Consider the following 16,306-nt stretch of genomic DNA (forward strand, 5'->3'; position numbering starts at 1 on the left):
AAAGTATGGCGTCTATGTCCGCTCATTCCGAAAGTGACGCATTTCTTGGCTCGATCCAGCACTCGCTTTCCTACGCATTTCAGCCGATCGTCAATGTTCACACCGGCGTGGCGTATGGATATGAGGCGCTTTTACGCGGCCATCAAAAGCTTGGCCTGCCCAGTATCCAGAGCCTGTTCGATATCGCCTGGGATATGGGAATCCTCCACAGCCTGGACATCATACTACGAACAATCGCATTACAGAATTTCGCCAAACTGGAAGTCGGCCGTGGCAAGCGCCTCTTTTTCAACATTGATGGCCGCTGCTTCGAATCGCCGGACTATTACCCGGATAAAACCCATCAGTTGCTGACCGACAACGGTCTGGCGCAGGACCAGCTTTGCCTGGAGCTCTCGGAAAGCTATGACAACGCTTCCGCCCCCTATATTCGCGAAACGCTGGAACGGTGCCGCAACCAGAATTTCAGGCTGGCGCTTGACGACTACGGGCGGGGGTATTCCGAGCTGCGGATGCTCTATGAGTATCAGCCGGATTACCTCAAAATTGATCGCTTCTTCGTCGATGGCATCTCCTCCGACCCAAAAAAGCGCATGATGGTGGCCAGTCTGGTCAACATGGCGCATGGTCTTGGCATCAGCGTCATCGCAGAAGGCATTGAAAGAATAGACGACTTTCTCGCTTGCAAGGACGTGGGCTGTGATCTGGTGCAGGGCTATCTCATTGACCGGCCAACGACGGAACTTACCGCCATCCGGTCCCACTATGTGGTCGTCAATGAAATCAACCTGTCCGACCGGCGCCGAAAAAAACAGGGTCTGACCCGCGTTGGCGACATGGTCAGCGACATTGCCCCGATCCGCGATACCGACGGCACGGATGCCGTGCTGGACGTCTTCAAGTCAGATACCAGCAATCTTGGATTTTTCCCGGTTGTCGATGCCTCAAACGAGCCGCGCGGCCTTGTGCGCGAATCCGACCTGAAAGGATATCTGTACAACCAGTATGGTCATGCCCTGTTGAGCAACAAGGCCTTCGGCAATCCGATAAGCCGCTTTGTCGCCAAATGCCCCGTTGCAGGCGTGGAACAAAGCCTGGAGGAAATCCTGAGTATCTATGCCATCGGCGAGATTCCCGAGGGCATCATCATCACCGAGAATTTCAAATACCGGGGATTTCTGACGACACAGTCGCTTCTGCATCTGCTCAACGAACGCCGCCTTGCCCAGGCACAGGACCAGAATCCCCTCACTCGCCTTCCCGGCAACCATTCGGTGACCGATTATATTGCGGCCGCACTGGATGATGATTCGTCGGATCACTGGGGCTTTGTCTATTTTGACTTCAACAACTTCAAGCCCTTCAACGACTACTACGGCTTCCGCCAGGGCGACCGCGCCATCATGCTGTTCTCGGACCTGATGAAGCGGACATTGACCGGCCCTGATACCTTCCTTGGTCATGTCGGCGGTGACGATTTTTTCGCAGGATTTCGAAACCCGGATCTGGATATTATTTCCTCACAAATTCAAAAACTTCTGACCGACTTCAAAGATGACGTGGAAAGTTTTTACGAGATTGAGGACCGGGAACGGGGCTATATCGACGGGCGTGACCGTGAGGGTAACAACCAGCAATTCCAACTGCTGGATTGTTGTGCCGCCCTGCTGTGTCTCAGCGACGGTCAGGGGCCGGAAATGGCCGAGGAGCTGACGCACAACCTGGCCCGCCTGAAAAAGCAGGCCAAGCTGGCATCAAACAAATTTGTCGTGGACCATTTCCCCGATCAGGCGTTGAAGTCCAGGTTCCACACTGTGTAACGCGAGGGATCATCTTCCCAGCGATCGCGGACCTTCACAAACAGGAAGAGGTGGATCTTCCGACCGAGCATTTCCTGAAGCTCCTCACGCGCCTCTGCGCCAATCTTCTTCACACGCTGCCCGCCCTTGCCCAGAATGATCGAACGCTGGCTCTCGCGGCGGACATAGATGGTTTGCTCCACCTTCGCACTGCCGTCTTTGAACTCTTCCCAGGTTTCGGTTTCCACCGTCAACTCATAGGGAAGCTCCTGATGCACATTCAGGAACAGTTTCTCGCGCGTCACCTCTGCCGCCAGAAGCCGCATGGGCATGTCGGTGAGCTGATCCTCGGGGAACATGAAAGGCCCCTCCGGCATGGCACTGACCAGATGCGCCAGCAAATCATCGGCTCCATGACCTTTAAGGGCTGAAATCATGAAGATATCGGAGAACACACCGGTATCGTTCAGTTGCGCCGCCAGCTCCAGCAGACTTTCCCGCTTGACCGCATCAACCTTGTTCAACGCCAGGACGACGCGGCGGTTATTCTTTTTCAGGCCTTCAATGATGGTTTCCACATCCGGACGGATTCCCGTCGTCGCATCAACCAGCATGACAACCTTGTCGGCGTCCTTGGCCCCTTCCCAAGCCGCGGCAACCATTGCCCGGTCCAGACGGCGCTTCGGCTGGAAAATCCCGGGCGTATCCACGAAAACAATCTGGGCATTATCTGCAACCGCAACGCCCAGGACACGCGTACGCGTGGTCTGCACCTTATGCGTGACGATAGATACCTTGGCGCCCACAAAGCGGTTCAACAATGTGGATTTACCTGCATTCGGTGCCCCGATCAGGGCAACAAAACCCGCGCGCGTATTCGCTGGCGTGGTCATGACTTTGCTTCCTTCAACAAACGTTCCAACAGAAGCTCTGCGGCCTTCTGTTCTGCATTCCTCTTTGCCTCACCCTGTGCACGGGCGGGCTCCCGGCCCCGGACCGAGACCTCAATCGTAAAGACAGGGGCATGATCCGGTCCGGTTTTGTCCACAACCTCATATTCCGGCAAAGGCAGTTTTCTCGCCATTGCCCATTCCTGGAGGCTGGATTTTGCGTCCTTGGGCGGGCGGCTGGACTTTTCCAGACGGTCACGCCAGTATTTTGTAATGAAGGCACGCGCAACCTCCAGGCCGCCGTCCTTGTACAGGGCGGCAATAACCGCCTCACATATATCCGACAGGATGGCAGGATTGGCACGTGCGCCGCTGTCGTCTTCTGCCTTGCCGACATAGATATAGTCCTGAAAACCCAGGCCTTCAGCCACTTCCGCCAGGGTTTCCTGTCGCACCAGCGCATTGAGGCGGCGGGACAATGCCCCTTCCGGCTCGTCCGGGAAGGCCTGCATCAGCATATCGGCAACGCAAAGGCCCAGGACCCGGTCACCCAGAAACTCCAGGCGCTCATATCCATTATCGCGCCCGTGACTGGCGCTGCGATGGGTCAGGGCCTCCTGCAGAAGTTCCGGATTATCAAACTCATGCCCCAGGATGGCATATAACGCACTATTCATCTGGATCACTCAATACCGTCAAACAAACGGGAATACCGGGTTCCGGTCAGCCAGGTCCAGGGTTTGATCAGGCTGACGGTTGAATCGGCGGAATAGAAGAAAACGCTGGCCTTGCCGATCAGGTTCCCCATCGGAACAAACCCGAGGTCATCCAGAAAACGGCTGTCCGAGGAATTATCGCGGTTGTCCCCCATGGCGAAGAAATAGCCTTCGGGCACGACATAAACCTTCGTATTGTCAGCAATCCAGTTATCGCCATGTGTTTCAATGATGTTATGGGTCACGCCATTGGGCAGTGTTTCCACATATTGTTTGACCGATTTCGGCATGTTGGTTTCCGGGTCAAGAACATAGTCTTCCACGCGGCGGCGCTTCACCGGCTCACCGTTGATATGAAGGACGCCGGAAATCATCTGAATTCGGTCACCCGGCAGCCCGATAATACGTTTAACATAGTCAACGCCGGGCTTGTTCGGATGACGGAAGACAGCCACGTCACCGCGTTCCGGCTCGCTCCCGAAAATACGCCCCTCGAAAGGCACTAGACCAAAGGGGAAGCTGTAGCGGCCATAGCCATAGGTCATCTTGTTGACGAACATATAGTCCCCGATCAGCAACGTGGGAATCATCGAACCGGACGGAATATTAAAAGGTTCGAAGAAGAAGGTCCGTACGCCGACGGCAATGAGGATTGCCCAAACGAGGGTGCGCAGGGTCTCCCCCAGGGAATCGCCCTTCTGTTTTACCTTCTTTGCCTTGTCACCGGCGGTGTTCTCTTTAGCTTCCGCCGAATTTTCGTCGTCTTTTTTCACGCGATCAACCAATGTTCAAAGCCACATAATCTGAATGAATAACGCTTTATCTCGTTGGGTTATGGGCGCAGCGCCCCGACCCTGTCAACCGTCGCCATGCCCCGCCCATTCGGCGGGTATGGCGGATATGATAACCATGCCATGCGCCAGACCGCTTTCATCGGTCAGCGAAACATCAACCTGCGGCACCATACCAACCGGCGTCAATGCCTTCAGTCTTTCCAGCGCCCCACCATGCAATTGCATCGTCGGCTTGCCACTGGGCATTGGCACGACTTCCATATCACGCCAAAAGACCCCTTGCCGCAACCCCGTTCCCAACGCCTTGGAACAGGCTTCCTTGGCCGCAAACATCTGGGCGTAGCGATCCGCGCGCTTCAACGGCCGCCGCTCTGCGCGCGCCTGCTCTGCAGATGTATAGACCCGATCGCAAAACCTTGCCCCAAAGCGCTCAAGACTAACCTGGATACGTGAAATATCGCAGAGATCGGTGCCGATCCCGATGATCATTGCTTTACCCCTGTTACTTTGACTTACCCGTGGGAGCGTTCGACGGAATTGACCACCGGCGTGGCACGAAGCGCGGCCATGATGTTATTCAACTGCCGCACGTCTTTTACTTCCACATCAACCAGCAGGTCGAAGAAGTCCTGCCCGCGGTTGGTAAACTTCAGATTGATGATATTGCCGCCATCCCGGCCGATCGCCGTTGTCAGTGACGCAAGGCTTCCCGGCTCATTGGAGATAACTGCATGAAGCCGCCCGACAAAGCTGGCCGTTTCCGTCTGGTCTGTTTCCCATGACACATCAATCCAGCGCTCCGGCATGTCGGCAAAGGCCTCCAGCGTCCGGCAGTCGATGGTGTGAATGGTGACCCCCTTGCCCGTGGTGACAATCCCCACGATGCGGTCGCCCGGCAGGGGGTGGCAGCATTTGGCATAGTGAACGGCCATGCCTGCGATCAGACCGCGTACCGGGATCGCATGGCTGGGCAGGTCCTTGGCACGGCGGGCCGGGACCTTCTTGGCGCTTTCCTTGTCTTTGGCGCCGGGATAGATCGCATAAAGCACTTCGCGGCTGGCGACCTGCCCCTCACCGACACGGACCTGCAAATCTTCCACGGTGTCGCACTGGAACCGGTCGAGAATGGCTTTCAGTGCTTTTTCCGTCAGATCATAACTGGCCTGACGGAAAGTCTTATCGATGATTTCACGTCCCAGGTTCGCGTATTGCTCTCGCTGTTTGGAACGAATGAAGCGCCGGATGCACGAGCGCGCCTTACCGGTAACAACAAAGCTTTCCCAGGATGGATTGGGCGTCTGCGCCGAGGAAGTGGATATCTCGAGCTGGTCACCATTCCGCAATTCGGTACGCAGCGGCACAATACGGCCGTTTACCTTTGCTGCGACACAATGGTTCCCAATCTCGGTGTGGACCGAATAGGCAAAGTCGACCGGTGTCGCGCCGCGCGGCAACGCATGCAAATCCCCTTTCGGGGTGAAGACGAATACCTGGTCGGAGAACATCTCCATCTTGGTGTGTTCAAGGAATTCATCCGGATTCGATGCATTCGCCAGGATGTCCAGCATGTCCCGCATCCAGCGGTATTGCCGACCTTCCTTGCTTGGCTGGTCGCTGCCGCCGGTCTGCTTGTATTGCCAATGCGCCGCCACACCCAACTCGGCAATCGCATGCATTTCCTTGGTTCGGATCTGGATTTCGATTCGCTGGTTTTCCGGGCCGATCACGCCGGTATGCAGCGAGCGATAGCCGTTTGGCTTGGGCAGCGAGATATAGTCCTTGAAGCGGCCTGGCACGACGGAATAGCGGCTGTGGATCACACCAAGCGCGTGATAGCACTGTTCCGTCGTATCGACGATCACGCGGAACGCCATGATATCGGACAGTTGCTCAAAGCCGACATTCTGGCGCTGCATCTTGCGCCAGATCGAGTAAGGGGTTTTCTGGCGACCGCTGACTTCAACCTCGATGCCGTGGCTTTTCTGCAGGTCCTTGAGTTCTTTGATAATATTGTCGATAAGATTGCCGCCCTGCTCGCTCAGGAACTGCAACCTGTTCAAAATCGACGCACGCGCATCCGGGTTCAATTCCCGGAACGCCATATCTTCCAGCGCCTCTTTCCAGTCGCGAATACCGATACGTTCCGCCAGGGGAACATAAATATCCATGGTTTCGCGGGCGATACGGCGGCGCTTTTCTTCCTTCTTGATGAAATGCAGGGTCTGCATATTGTGCAGACGGTCCGCCAGTTTCACGATCAGAACCCGGATATCCTTGGACATCGCCAGGACAAGCTTACGGAAGTTTTCCGCCTGTTTATGCCGGTCTGACTGCAATTCCAACTGGGAAAGCTTGGTCACCCCATCGACCAGTTGGGCGATTTCCTCGCCGAATTTGTCCTGGATTTCGGAGACCGTAACCTCGGTATCCTCCACGGTGTCGTGCAACAATCCCGTGATGATGGAGGCCGTATCGAGCTTTTTCTCACTTAACAGTCCGGCGACTTCCACCGGATGTGAGAAATACGGATCGCCAGACGCACGCATCTGGTTGCCATGCGCCTTCATGGAAAAAACATAGGCGCGGTTGAGGGCATCCTCATCCGCGCCCGGATCATAGGCTCTTACACGTTCGACGAGTTCATACTGGCGCATTACCATAATATAACGCCCTCAATATTGAACTCGCCCTGGCCATAAGGCGACCGCTTCTGGGAACAGCCGCACGTCGCCATTAATCCTCGGTGCTCGGCAAATCGACGTCTTCGAAACGGACTTCCGCCGGCAGTTCGGTTTCTTCAACCGGCTTGGCCTGAACTTCGTCGCTCTGTTCGACTTCCGCACCCGGGGCTGCCAACAGTTCCTGAAGTTTTTCTTCGTCTTCCGGCTCGTCGTTGTCGACGAATTTCTGGAGACCTTTCACCAGGCCATGTTCCAGTTCTTCCAATTCGACTTTTTCTTCTGCGATTTCACGCAGCGCCACAACCGGGTTTTTATCACGGTCGCGTTCAACAGCCAGGGTCGCGCCGGTTGCAATCTCGCGCGCACGCTCTGCCGCCAACATCACCAGCTCAAACCGGTTTGAAACTCTTTCTACGCAATCTTCTACTGTAACGCGGGCCATTATCGGACCTTTCCATCAACTTCTCAGCGGACCATCGAGAGGGGCGCGACTATAGGCATAGCGCCCCCCTTTTGCAAGCGCTTGCTGCCTATCTGAATCCTTATTCAAATATTTAGTCATTCACAACGAAAATGCAATTACTCTCAACACTTTCAGCACAATCAAATTCAGCTTTTCCGGCGAAAAAGGCACGTGAAATTTGTATCACCCGGAAGCGCATCCCCCGCCGCCCCGTGACGGACCAAAAACCCTTCATTGAGTACAAGTTCTAATAATTTGATTTCAAATGATTTTTTAAACTTTGCTACAGAATTGTCACGGGGCATGCCCATCCGCCATGCTAGCATTCCCGCTTGAGTGAGCGCCGCCTTAAATTGTGCCCGGCCAACCTGCTATTGCAATTGCATTCTCTATGGCCTGTCATTATATCGTTGGGGTTAACTCTTTTTATTTGAATCCATTTATTTGACCAAGGAATAGGTAAATGCCTGTTGGTATCTATACCCAAGAAAGATTAGCCTTGTTTATTGACGGCGCGAATTTGTATTCAGCAGCGCGCGCCCTGGGCTTTGACATTGACTATAAAAAACTGCTGGATCTGTTCCGCTCCCACGGGCGCCTGATCCGCTCTTTCTATTACACCGCTCTGTTTGAAGATCAGGAATACTCCCCCATCCGCCCGCTGGTCGACTGGCTCGACTATAATGGCTACACCATGGTGACAAAGCCAGCCAAGGAGTTCACCGACGCGCAGGGCCGCCGGAAGATCAAGGGCAACATGGACATGGAGCTGGCCATCGACGTTCTGGAGATGGCCGAACATCTAGACCATATCATCCTGTTTTCCGGCGATGGCGACTTCCGCCGTCTGGTGGAAGCGGTCCAGCGCCGCGGTGTCCGTGTTACCGTCGTCAGCACGATAAAGACCTCACCGCCTATGATCGCCGACGAGTTGCGCCGTCAGGCCGATAACTTCATCGACCTCAACATGATCGCAAAGAAGATCGCCAGAAACTTCCATGACAATGCCAACCATCAGCAGCCCAGCCGCAACCACGCGGCGGACGATGATGACAGCGATTATGATGAAGATTATGATGGCGACGAATATTACGACGATGAAGAAGAAGCTCTGGTCGAAGAAGTAAACGACTGAGCCAGCCAACAGCCTGATTTCGACGGGGACCCATTGATCATGCCTGATACCACCAACGCGCCCGCACCCGGGCGCGATTGTCCGCTTTGCCCGCGCCTGGTCGAGTTTCGCGAGACGCAACGCGCCAAATATCCGGACTGGCACAACGCGCCGGTTCCCAGTTTCGGCGGCATGGACTCACGCCTGATGATTGTCGGCCTGGCACCGGGGCTGCGCGGCGCGAACTGCACCGGCCGCCCCTTTACCGGCGACTATGCCGGGGACTTGCTTTACGACACCCTGGTCAAGTTCTCCTTCGCCACCGGCCACTATGACAAGCGCCCGGACGACGGGTTGCAACTGACCGATTGCCGGATTGCCAATGCTGTGCGTTGCGTGCCCCCCGAAAACAAGCCGACAACGGCGGAAATGAAGGCCTGCCTGCCCTTCCTCGTTGATGAACTGGCGGCCATGAAAAACCTGAAGGTCGTCCTGTCCTTGGGATTGATCAGCCATAACAACGTGCTCAAGGCCTTTGGCCTCAAGCAGTCCTTCGCGAAATTCACCCACGCCGGTGTGCATGAACTGCCGAACGGCATTCTGCTGGTCGATAGCTATCACTGCTCCCGCTACAACACCAATACGGGACGTCTTACGACCGAAATGTTCGAGGATGTCTTCACGACGATCAGGAAACATATCGCCTAAATCCTGAATGGCGACCAACAGACACAAAAAGGGCGACCAAGCGGTCGCCCCAGACCGTTGACAAACCCCGTCGATATTCGGCGGGGTTTAGGCCGCAGACTCATAACTTCTGATCCAGATGCGGCATGAAGCGAGCTTGACGGCAGCCAGGAAATTCTCTGGGTTACGGTCGTATCGCGTGGCGATGCCCCGGAATTGCTTGAGCTTGTTGAAGAAGCGCTCGACGAGGTTGCGCTGGCGATAGACCCAGCTTGAGAAGGCGAAGGTCTTTTTGCGGTTCCGTTTTGGCGGAATATTGGCCCAGGCCTTGCGCGCGTCGGCAAGGGCGCGGATGGCGTCACTGTCATAGGCCCGGTCGGCCAGCAGGATGGCCCCCTCCTTCAAGTCTTTGAGCAGGCCCTCCGCTGATCGGCCGTCATGAGCTTGCCCCGGCGTGAGGGCCAGTTTCACCGGCCGACCTTCAGCGTCGACAAGGGCATGGATCTTGGTCGTCAGTCCACCCCGGGAACGGCCCATGCAGCCATCGTCAGATCCCCCTTTTTACCGGTCGCACCATGCTGATGGACCCGGACGCAACTACTGTCGATCATGACGATGTCGCTGTCGTAAGCCGCTGAGATTGCCTCCAAAAGCCGATCCCATACCCCGGCCTTGCGCCAGCGGACGAAGCGATTGTAGCAGGTCGTATGGGGGCCGTAACGCTCCGGTATCTCCGCCCAAGGCGTGCCTGCCCGGAACCGCCACAGAATGCCGTTCAGCACCCGCCGGTCATCGACACGTGGTACCCCGCGCGGCTTGTTCGGCAGCAAAGGTGCGATAATCGACCATTCGAAATCTGTCAGTTCGTAGCGGCGGCGGCTCATGAAAACTCCCTCGTTCGGCAACAAGAGACATGAATCACATCAAGACCGAAAGGGGAATCCTGTTTATGAGTTTACGGCCTAGTTTTGGATGTTTGCCGGTTGTTATTGAGGGAGAGTGAGAAGTCCCCTTTCGATCAGATCGGGCTGGTTTCGGTTTTTGGAGCCATTGCGAGGGCGATTTTCTTGATGTTTTGGGCGGCGGCGGCGAGCAGGCATTGCGTTTTGACGGCGATGAGGCCGCGGAAGCGGGCGTATCGGTGTCCGAAGAGCTGCTTTGCGTCGGCAAAGGAGCGTTCTACAGTTTCCTTGCGTCTTTTATAGAGCCTTTTGCCCCAGTCGGTGAGACGGTGGGCGTCCGTGCGCTCCCGGGCGTCCTGCCAGACATGGCGGGTGACGGTTTTGGTGTGTTTGGCGCTGCCGGTGCAGGAGGCAAGCAGCGGGCAGGTGGCGCAGACCTTCGGGTCGCTTTTGTAATGGCGATAGCCGTTGCGGTCGGTGGTGGCATAATTCAGGAACTGGCCCTGCGGACAGCGGTAGCCGTCTAACTGCCGGTCGTACTGATAGTCCCGCTTGCGCAGCATGCCTGCCCGGTGGTTCGGGCGGCGATAGCCGGTTACACCGAGGATATCCCTGTCTTCCAGCCCCTTGGCGATGCCCGCCGTGGCATAGCCTGCATCCAGCCCGACCGCCTGGACATCCAGGCCGAAGCGGTCCCGCTGCCGGTCGAGCCGGTCCAGATAGGGGATACTGTCATGCACAGTGGCCGGGGTGGCGTGAGTATCGGTGATGATGCCATAACGCCCGTCCACCGTGCGATGATCCAGATAAAAGAACCCCTTGGGCTTGCCTTCACGCACCATGTAACCGGCTTCCGGGTCGGTGCGGCTGACCTTGGTCTCCTTTTGCCCGGGCGCGCGTTCCTTCGCCTTCAGCGGCTTTTTGGCATGGCCGCCCGATCCTCCTCAACCGCCAGGTCCAGCGCGTCCCAATAGTCGGCCCGGGACTTGGCGACCACTTGGCTGTCCCATTTGTTCTTGTTGGCATTGGCCTTCAGATGGGTGCTGTCGGTATAAAGCACCGTGCCGTCCACAAGACCCTTGGCAATTGCCTGTTCGACAATGTGATCGAAAATATCCTGCGCCACAGACACATCCTGGTAGCGGCGGCGGCGGTTCTGCGACAGCGTCGAGGCATCGAACACCTTGTCGGTGAGGCCCAAGCGCAGAAACCAGCGATAGGCCACATTCACCTCGATCTCCCGCACCAACTGCCGCTCCGAGCGGATGCCGAACAGGTAGCCGATGAACAGCGCCTTGAACAGCATCACCGGGTCCAGCGCCGGGCGGCCATTATCCGCGCAATACAGACCGGCCACCCGGTCGTGGATAAACGAAAAGTCGATCACCGCATCGATCTTGCGAAGCAGGTGATCCGCAGGCACCAGACCCTCCAATGTCACCATCTCAAGTCGGCCCTGTTCAGGCTGGGGCTTCTTCAACATAAGACAATAGAATCACAAAGGCCCCGCTTGCGCGAGACCTTTGTCAGCAGTCTGGGGCGACCAAGCGGTCGCCCTTTGTTCGCTGACTGCCCTCGCCCTATTCGGACTTGGCTGTCACAGGCATGGACACCTTGATATGAACGTCGTGCAGCTGCTGTGCATCCGCAGGTGCTGGCGCGCCCATCATGAGGTCCTGGGCCATCTGGTTCATCGGGAAGGCGGTGACTTCACGGATGTTCTCCGTGCCCGCCAACAGCATTACGATACGGTCGATACCCGGTGCACAGCCACCATGCGGCGGTGCGCCCAGTTTCAGCGCATTGATCATGCCGCCAAAGCGGTCGTCCACCACTTCCGGCCCATAGCCTGCAATATCGAAGGCCTTATACATGACTTCCGGCAGGTGGTTACGAATAGCACCGGAGGAAAGCTCGATCCCGTTGCAGACGATGTCATACTGGAATGCCTTGATTTCCAGCGGGTCCATCGTCTCAAGCGCTTCCATACCGCCCTGCGGCATGGAGAACGGGTTGTGAGAGAATTCAACCTTCTCCAGCTTTTCGTCATATTCGAACATCGGGAAGTCGACGATCCAGCAGAACTCGAACTTGTTCGGGTCGATCAGGTTCAGTTCTTCCCCGATCTTGGTCCGTGCGGCACCGGCGAATTCTGCCGCCGCCAAAGGCTTGCCACAAACGAAGAAGACAGCATCCCCGGTGTCCACACCGGCAAGTTCCTTGACCCTCGCGATGCGTTCTTCATCAAGGTTCTTGGCAATCGGACCTGCCGGACCGTCAGCCTTGAAGTTGATGTAACCAAGACCAGCCTGGCCTTCGCCCTGCGCCCAGCTATTCAGCTTGTCAAACCAGCTACGCGGCTGCTCTGAGGCACCCGGCGCCGGAATGGCGCGAACGACCATGCCTTCGGAAACCAGCTTCGCAAAAATCTTGAAGTTGGACCCCTCAAAGACTTCCGATACGTCGGAAATCAGGATCGGGTTCCGCAGGTCCGGTTTGTCGGAACCGTATTTCAGCATGGATTCTGCATAAGGAATACGCTTGAACGGCAGCGCGGATACCTCGCGCTCACCGGCAAATTCCTCAAACACGCCATGCAGAACGGGCTCGATTGCCTGGAAGACATCTTCCTGGGTGGCAAAGCTCATTTCAAAGTCGAGCTGATAGAACTCACCCGGGCTACGGTCGGCACGTGCATCCTCATCGCGGAAGCAGGGTGCGATCTGGAAGTATTTGTCGAAACCGGCAACCATCAGAAGCTGTTTGAACTGCTGCGGGGCCTGGGGCAATGCGTAGAACTGACCCGGATGCAGGCGGCTCGGCACCAGGAAGTCACGTGCGCCTTCCGGGCTGGATGCGGTCAGGATCGGCGTCTGGAATTCGCGGAAGCCCTGCTCCACCATGCGGCGGCGGATGGAGGAAATGATGTCGGAACGCAGAATGATATTCTGGTGCATCTGTTCCCGGCGCAGGTCCAGGAAGCGATACTTCAGACGGATATCTTCCGGATAACCGGCATCCTGGTTGACCGGCATCGGCAGCGTGTCGGCGTGGGAAAGGACTTCAACCACATCCGCGCTGACTTCGATTGCCCCGGTCGGCAGATTTTCGTTCACGGTTTCCGCAGTACGCTTCAAGACCTTGCCGGTCACGCAGATAACGGATTCGTTGCTTGCCTTTTCAAGGGCCGGGAAATGCGGGTTGTCGGTATCGACAACAACCTGGGTCAGGCCATAGTTATCGCGCAGGTCCACGAACAGCAGGTTACCGTGGTCGCGCTTGCGATGAATCCAGCCGGAGATGCGGACCGTCTCATCGGCATTATTCAGGCGAAGTTCGCCACAGGTATGTGTGCGATAGGAATGCATTTCGCCAGTCTCGGAGCGCGTTTGAAGCATAAATCTCTCCAGGGGAATCTTATTACTTTCGTGTGAGGGCAAAGGCCATGCTTTCCCGTCTTTGTCAAGGATAGATGGTGGTTGTCTTCCTATATGCGGCAATTAAAAGCCGTCTTGTCTGTCCCATATCCATGCGCTATGGCTTTGCCCATGACAGATATCTCAGTGATCACCGAATCCGACAAGCTCGCCGCCTTCTGCGCACAGATTGCGGATAGCGACTATATTACAGTCGACACCGAATTCCTGCGTGAAAAGACCTACTGGTCGAAGCTGTGCCTCATCCAGGTGGCGTGTCCGGGTCACGAGGCGATCATTGACCCGCTGGCGGACGGCATCGACCTCTCGCCTTTCCAGGCCCTTATGGCCAAGCCGGACCTGATGAAGGTATTCCACGCCTGTCGGCAGGACCTGGAAATCTTCTATCAGATGATGGGAAGCGTCCCGACCCCGGTTTTCGACACCCAGATTGCCGCGATGGTCCTGGGGCACGGCGACCAGATCGGTTATGAAACCCTCGTGAACCGCCTGTTAAACCGGAGCCTGGACAAGTCCGCCCGCTTCACGGACTGGTCCCTTCGTCCGCTCAACAAAAAACAGCTCGCCTACGCCTTGAGCGACGTTACGCATCTCTGCGATATCTATGAGCTGTTCAAGGCCGAACTGGATCGCACGGGCCGCGAAAGCTGGCTGGGCGAGGAAATGAAGGTTCTCATTTCCCCATCCACCCTGGAAGTGGACCCGGATGAGGCATGGCGCCGGATCAAATCACGCGGACACAACCCGCGCTTCCTCGGTGTCCTGAAAGAAATCGCGGCATGGCGGGAACGCGAGGCACAGGCCCGCAACCTGCCGAAAACCCGCATTCTCCGGGATGAGGCATTGCTGGACGTTGCCGGGACCAAACCGCGCAATTCCAAGGAACTGACGAAAATCCGCGGCGTGTCCGATGGCTTCGCCGAGGGCAAGATGGGTGTTGGCTTGCTGAAGGCGGTTGAACGCGGCCTGAACTTGCCCGACGGTCAGTTGCCAAAAGTGAAAAAGAAGGAACGGCTTCCCGACGGGATCGCCCCCCTTTCCGACCTGCTGAAAGTGCTTCTCAAGCATGAATGCGAGCGTCATCAGGTTGCCGCACGGATTGTAGCCAGCGGAGATGATCTGGAACGAATCGCGGTTGAAAGCCAGCCTGATGTGCCCGCCATGACAGGCTGGCGCTATGAGATTTTCGGTAAACGCGCGATGGAGCTGAAGTCGGGGAAACTTGCCATGTCGGTACGTGGACGCAGCATCCATATCATCGAACTGGAAGACTGACGCGCCGGTTATTCCGGCGCACCGGTCAGCATTCAATCGACCAACTGCACTCCAGCGCTTCCGCCAGGGTGGCCAGACGGCGTTCGACAACCTCGCCCATCATCTGGCGTTTCTTGCTGTCCGCGACCAGCCGCAGATGATCGCCATCGCGCTCCAGATGATACAGTTTCAGGTTTCGCGATACCCCACCCGAAATTGCAAAGCCCAGGCGTATGGCAAATCCTGTCGCACGCGCCAGCGCCTTCTCCTCTTTGCTCAGCAGTTGCTCAACACTGGACCTGGACCGCGCAGCACCAATCGTCTTGCCGTATCTTGAGGCGACAGCCAGGGCCAGGAAGGCCCGCTCAACGTGATCGATGCCGACAAACTGGAACCGCATCACGCGGGTCAGGGCATGGTCCACGCGATAGTCGGGATGTTCCAGCCGGCCAACTTCAGACAACAGACAGGCCGCATGCTGGAGACGCTTGTGACGGCCATCCACGCCATTGAAAACCACCTCGATCCAATGGGCCAACAAGTCTCCTTCCACACGACCGATCGTGCGCGACCAGGGCATACGCTGGCAGGCGGCCAGCAAAGGGTCCTCCCGTTGCAACTCCTCGGACACACGCTCAAAAACACAGCCTTCACGCACGCCATTCGCCGAAAAGACAACTTCCTCCGGTTGAAGTTTCGCGATTACCCTGTTCAGCAACAACGCGGCATAAGGCAATGTTTCAGAACGCCTTTTCGATCCACCGTCCAACTTCCTCGCCTCGTCGACCGTCAGGCGGGACAGCTTGTCGGTGAAGGCCAGCATCTCATCGCGGGGAACCGCATAATGGTGAATCACATGAAGGGGGTAATCCACGGCCGCCATATGAATTTTGGCGATATTTCGCCATGCGCCGCCGACAACATAAAAAGCCCCCTGTCCACAGGCACCTTTCAACCAGTCGACCGTATCAAGATGCTCTTCGATATAGGCTTCAAGACCATCCCGACCATCGGTCAATAGATGCCCGAGACGCAACGGGCCGAGCGGCAATGTCTCTTTATCGCCAACCGCGTCCGGTGACACACGAACCAGTTCAACACTGCCGCCGCCGAGGTCACCGGCAATGCCTTCCGCCTCCGGCGTGCCTGCAAGGACACCAAGACCGGCGAGACGCGCTTCTTCACGGCCCGTCAGGATGTTGATGGTGATGTTACAGCTTTCTTCCAGGCGGGACACGAATTCCGGTCCGTTTTCCGCCTCGCGTACGGCCGCGGTTGCAAGCACCTCGATCCAGGCGACCTTCATGCCCTGTGCGATTTCGATAAAACGCGGAATGGCCTGCAAGGCGCGCTCCACGCCATCAGCATCCAGCAGCCCGGTTTCATTCAGATCCTGCCCAAGGCCACAGAGAATCTTCTCGTTGAAGATCGCAATCGGCGCACGAACCGCGCCTTCGTAGACCACAAGGCGAATGGAGTTGGACCCAATGTCGATTACCGCGACAGGGGGAGTTACCACGTCGGAAGACTGACTGACTGAATTCAAAACGCTACCACACGATACTTGTT

The 16,306-nt window shown here is 56.6% G+C and carries 14 protein-coding genes; 4 read left to right on the forward strand and 10 right to left on the reverse strand.

Annotated elements, in window-relative coordinates; all coding sequences use genetic code 11:
- Positions 1-14 precede the first annotated feature (14 nt).
- A complete protein-coding gene (locus IF205_RS14370) occupies positions 15-1,820 on the forward strand; it encodes an EAL domain-containing protein (RefSeq protein WP_259780048.1) in 1,806 nt (601 codons plus the stop codon).
- Here the strand turns inward: IF205_RS14370 and era are convergent.
- From era to rpoZ, 6 genes are all read right to left on the reverse strand, one after another.
- On the reverse strand, positions 1,787-2,692 hold the full coding sequence (gene era / locus IF205_RS14375) for a GTPase Era (RefSeq protein ID WP_259780049.1): 906 nt from the start codon (positions 2,690-2,692) through the stop codon (positions 1,787-1,789). The genes IF205_RS14370 and era overlap by 34 nt on opposite strands.
- A complete protein-coding gene (rnc, locus tag IF205_RS14380; protein WP_259780050.1) occupies positions 2,689-3,366 on the reverse strand; it encodes a ribonuclease III in 678 nt (225 codons plus the stop codon). Before rnc ends, era begins: the two co-directional genes overlap by 4 nt.
- A gap of 5 nt (positions 3,367-3,371) precedes the next feature.
- On the reverse strand, positions 3,372-4,178 hold the full coding sequence (gene lepB, locus IF205_RS14385; RefSeq protein ID WP_311195696.1) for a signal peptidase I: 807 nt from the start codon (positions 4,176-4,178) through the stop codon (positions 3,372-3,374).
- An 84-nt stretch (positions 4,179-4,262) separates the two neighbouring features.
- Positions 4,263-4,688, reverse strand: coding sequence for a holo-ACP synthase (gene acpS, locus IF205_RS14390; protein WP_259780051.1), 426 nt, complete (start codon positions 4,686-4,688; stop codon positions 4,263-4,265).
- A gap of 23 nt (positions 4,689-4,711) precedes the next feature.
- Positions 4,712-6,859 carry a RelA/SpoT family protein gene (locus IF205_RS14395; RefSeq protein ID WP_259780052.1) on the reverse strand — a complete coding sequence of 716 codons (2,148 nt, stop codon included), beginning with the start codon at positions 6,857-6,859 and terminating at the stop codon, positions 4,712-4,714.
- Positions 6,860-6,932: 73 nt separating this feature from the next.
- On the reverse strand, positions 6,933-7,322 hold the full coding sequence (rpoZ, locus tag IF205_RS14400; RefSeq protein WP_259780053.1) for a DNA-directed RNA polymerase subunit omega: 390 nt from the start codon (positions 7,320-7,322) through the stop codon (positions 6,933-6,935).
- A 484-nt stretch (positions 7,323-7,806) separates the two neighbouring features.
- On the opposite strand from rpoZ, the gene IF205_RS14405 reads away from it, so the two are divergent.
- Together IF205_RS14405 and IF205_RS14410 are read left to right on the forward strand one after the other, a co-directional pair.
- A complete protein-coding gene (locus IF205_RS14405) occupies positions 7,807-8,478 on the forward strand; it encodes a LabA-like NYN domain-containing protein (protein ID WP_259780054.1) in 672 nt (223 codons plus the stop codon).
- Positions 8,479-8,517: 39 nt separating this feature from the next.
- On the forward strand, positions 8,518-9,165 hold the full coding sequence (locus IF205_RS14410) for a uracil-DNA glycosylase (protein WP_259780055.1): 648 nt from the start codon (positions 8,518-8,520) through the stop codon (positions 9,163-9,165).
- Positions 9,166-9,252: 87 nt separating this feature from the next.
- On the opposite strand, the gene IF205_RS14415 is transcribed toward IF205_RS14410, so the two are convergent.
- From IF205_RS14415 to aspS, 3 genes are all read right to left on the reverse strand, one after another.
- A protein-coding gene (locus IF205_RS14415; protein ID WP_259779310.1) for an IS5 family transposase occupies positions 9,253-10,028 on the reverse strand; the annotation gives its coding sequence in 2 pieces (ribosomal slippage) (positions 9,253-9,693 and positions 9,696-10,028; 774 coding nt in all).
- A 134-nt stretch (positions 10,029-10,162) separates the two neighbouring features.
- Positions 10,163-11,529 (reverse strand): IS1182 family transposase gene (locus IF205_RS14420; protein ID WP_259780056.1). Its coding sequence is split into 2 segments (ribosomal slippage): positions 10,163-10,977 and positions 10,977-11,529, totalling 1,368 coding nucleotides; the frame shifts between segments, so codons are not numbered across the junction.
- Positions 11,530-11,626: 97 nt separating this feature from the next.
- A complete protein-coding gene (gene aspS, locus IF205_RS14425) occupies positions 11,627-13,414 on the reverse strand; it encodes an aspartate--tRNA ligase (protein ID WP_259783292.1) in 1,788 nt (595 codons plus the stop codon).
- A gap of 180 nt (positions 13,415-13,594) precedes the next feature.
- Between aspS and rnd the strand changes: the two genes are divergently transcribed.
- Positions 13,595-14,758, forward strand: a complete 1,164-nt coding sequence (gene rnd / locus IF205_RS14430; RefSeq protein WP_311195697.1) for a ribonuclease D — start codon at positions 13,595-13,597, stop codon at positions 14,756-14,758.
- Between the two features lie 25 nt (positions 14,759-14,783).
- Here rnd and IF205_RS14435 read toward each other — a convergent pair whose 3' ends face one another.
- The gene (locus tag IF205_RS14435; protein WP_259780057.1) at positions 14,784-16,283 is read right to left on the reverse strand and encodes a Ppx/GppA family phosphatase; all 1,500 of its coding nucleotides are present in this window, start codon (positions 16,281-16,283) and stop codon (positions 14,784-14,786) included.
- Positions 16,284-16,306: the final 23 nt, after the last annotated feature.

The sequence above is a fragment of the Aestuariispira ectoiniformans genome (assembly GCF_025136295.1).
Classification (GTDB): domain Bacteria; phylum Pseudomonadota; class Alphaproteobacteria; order UBA8366; family Aestuariispiraceae; genus Aestuariispira_A; species Aestuariispira_A ectoiniformans.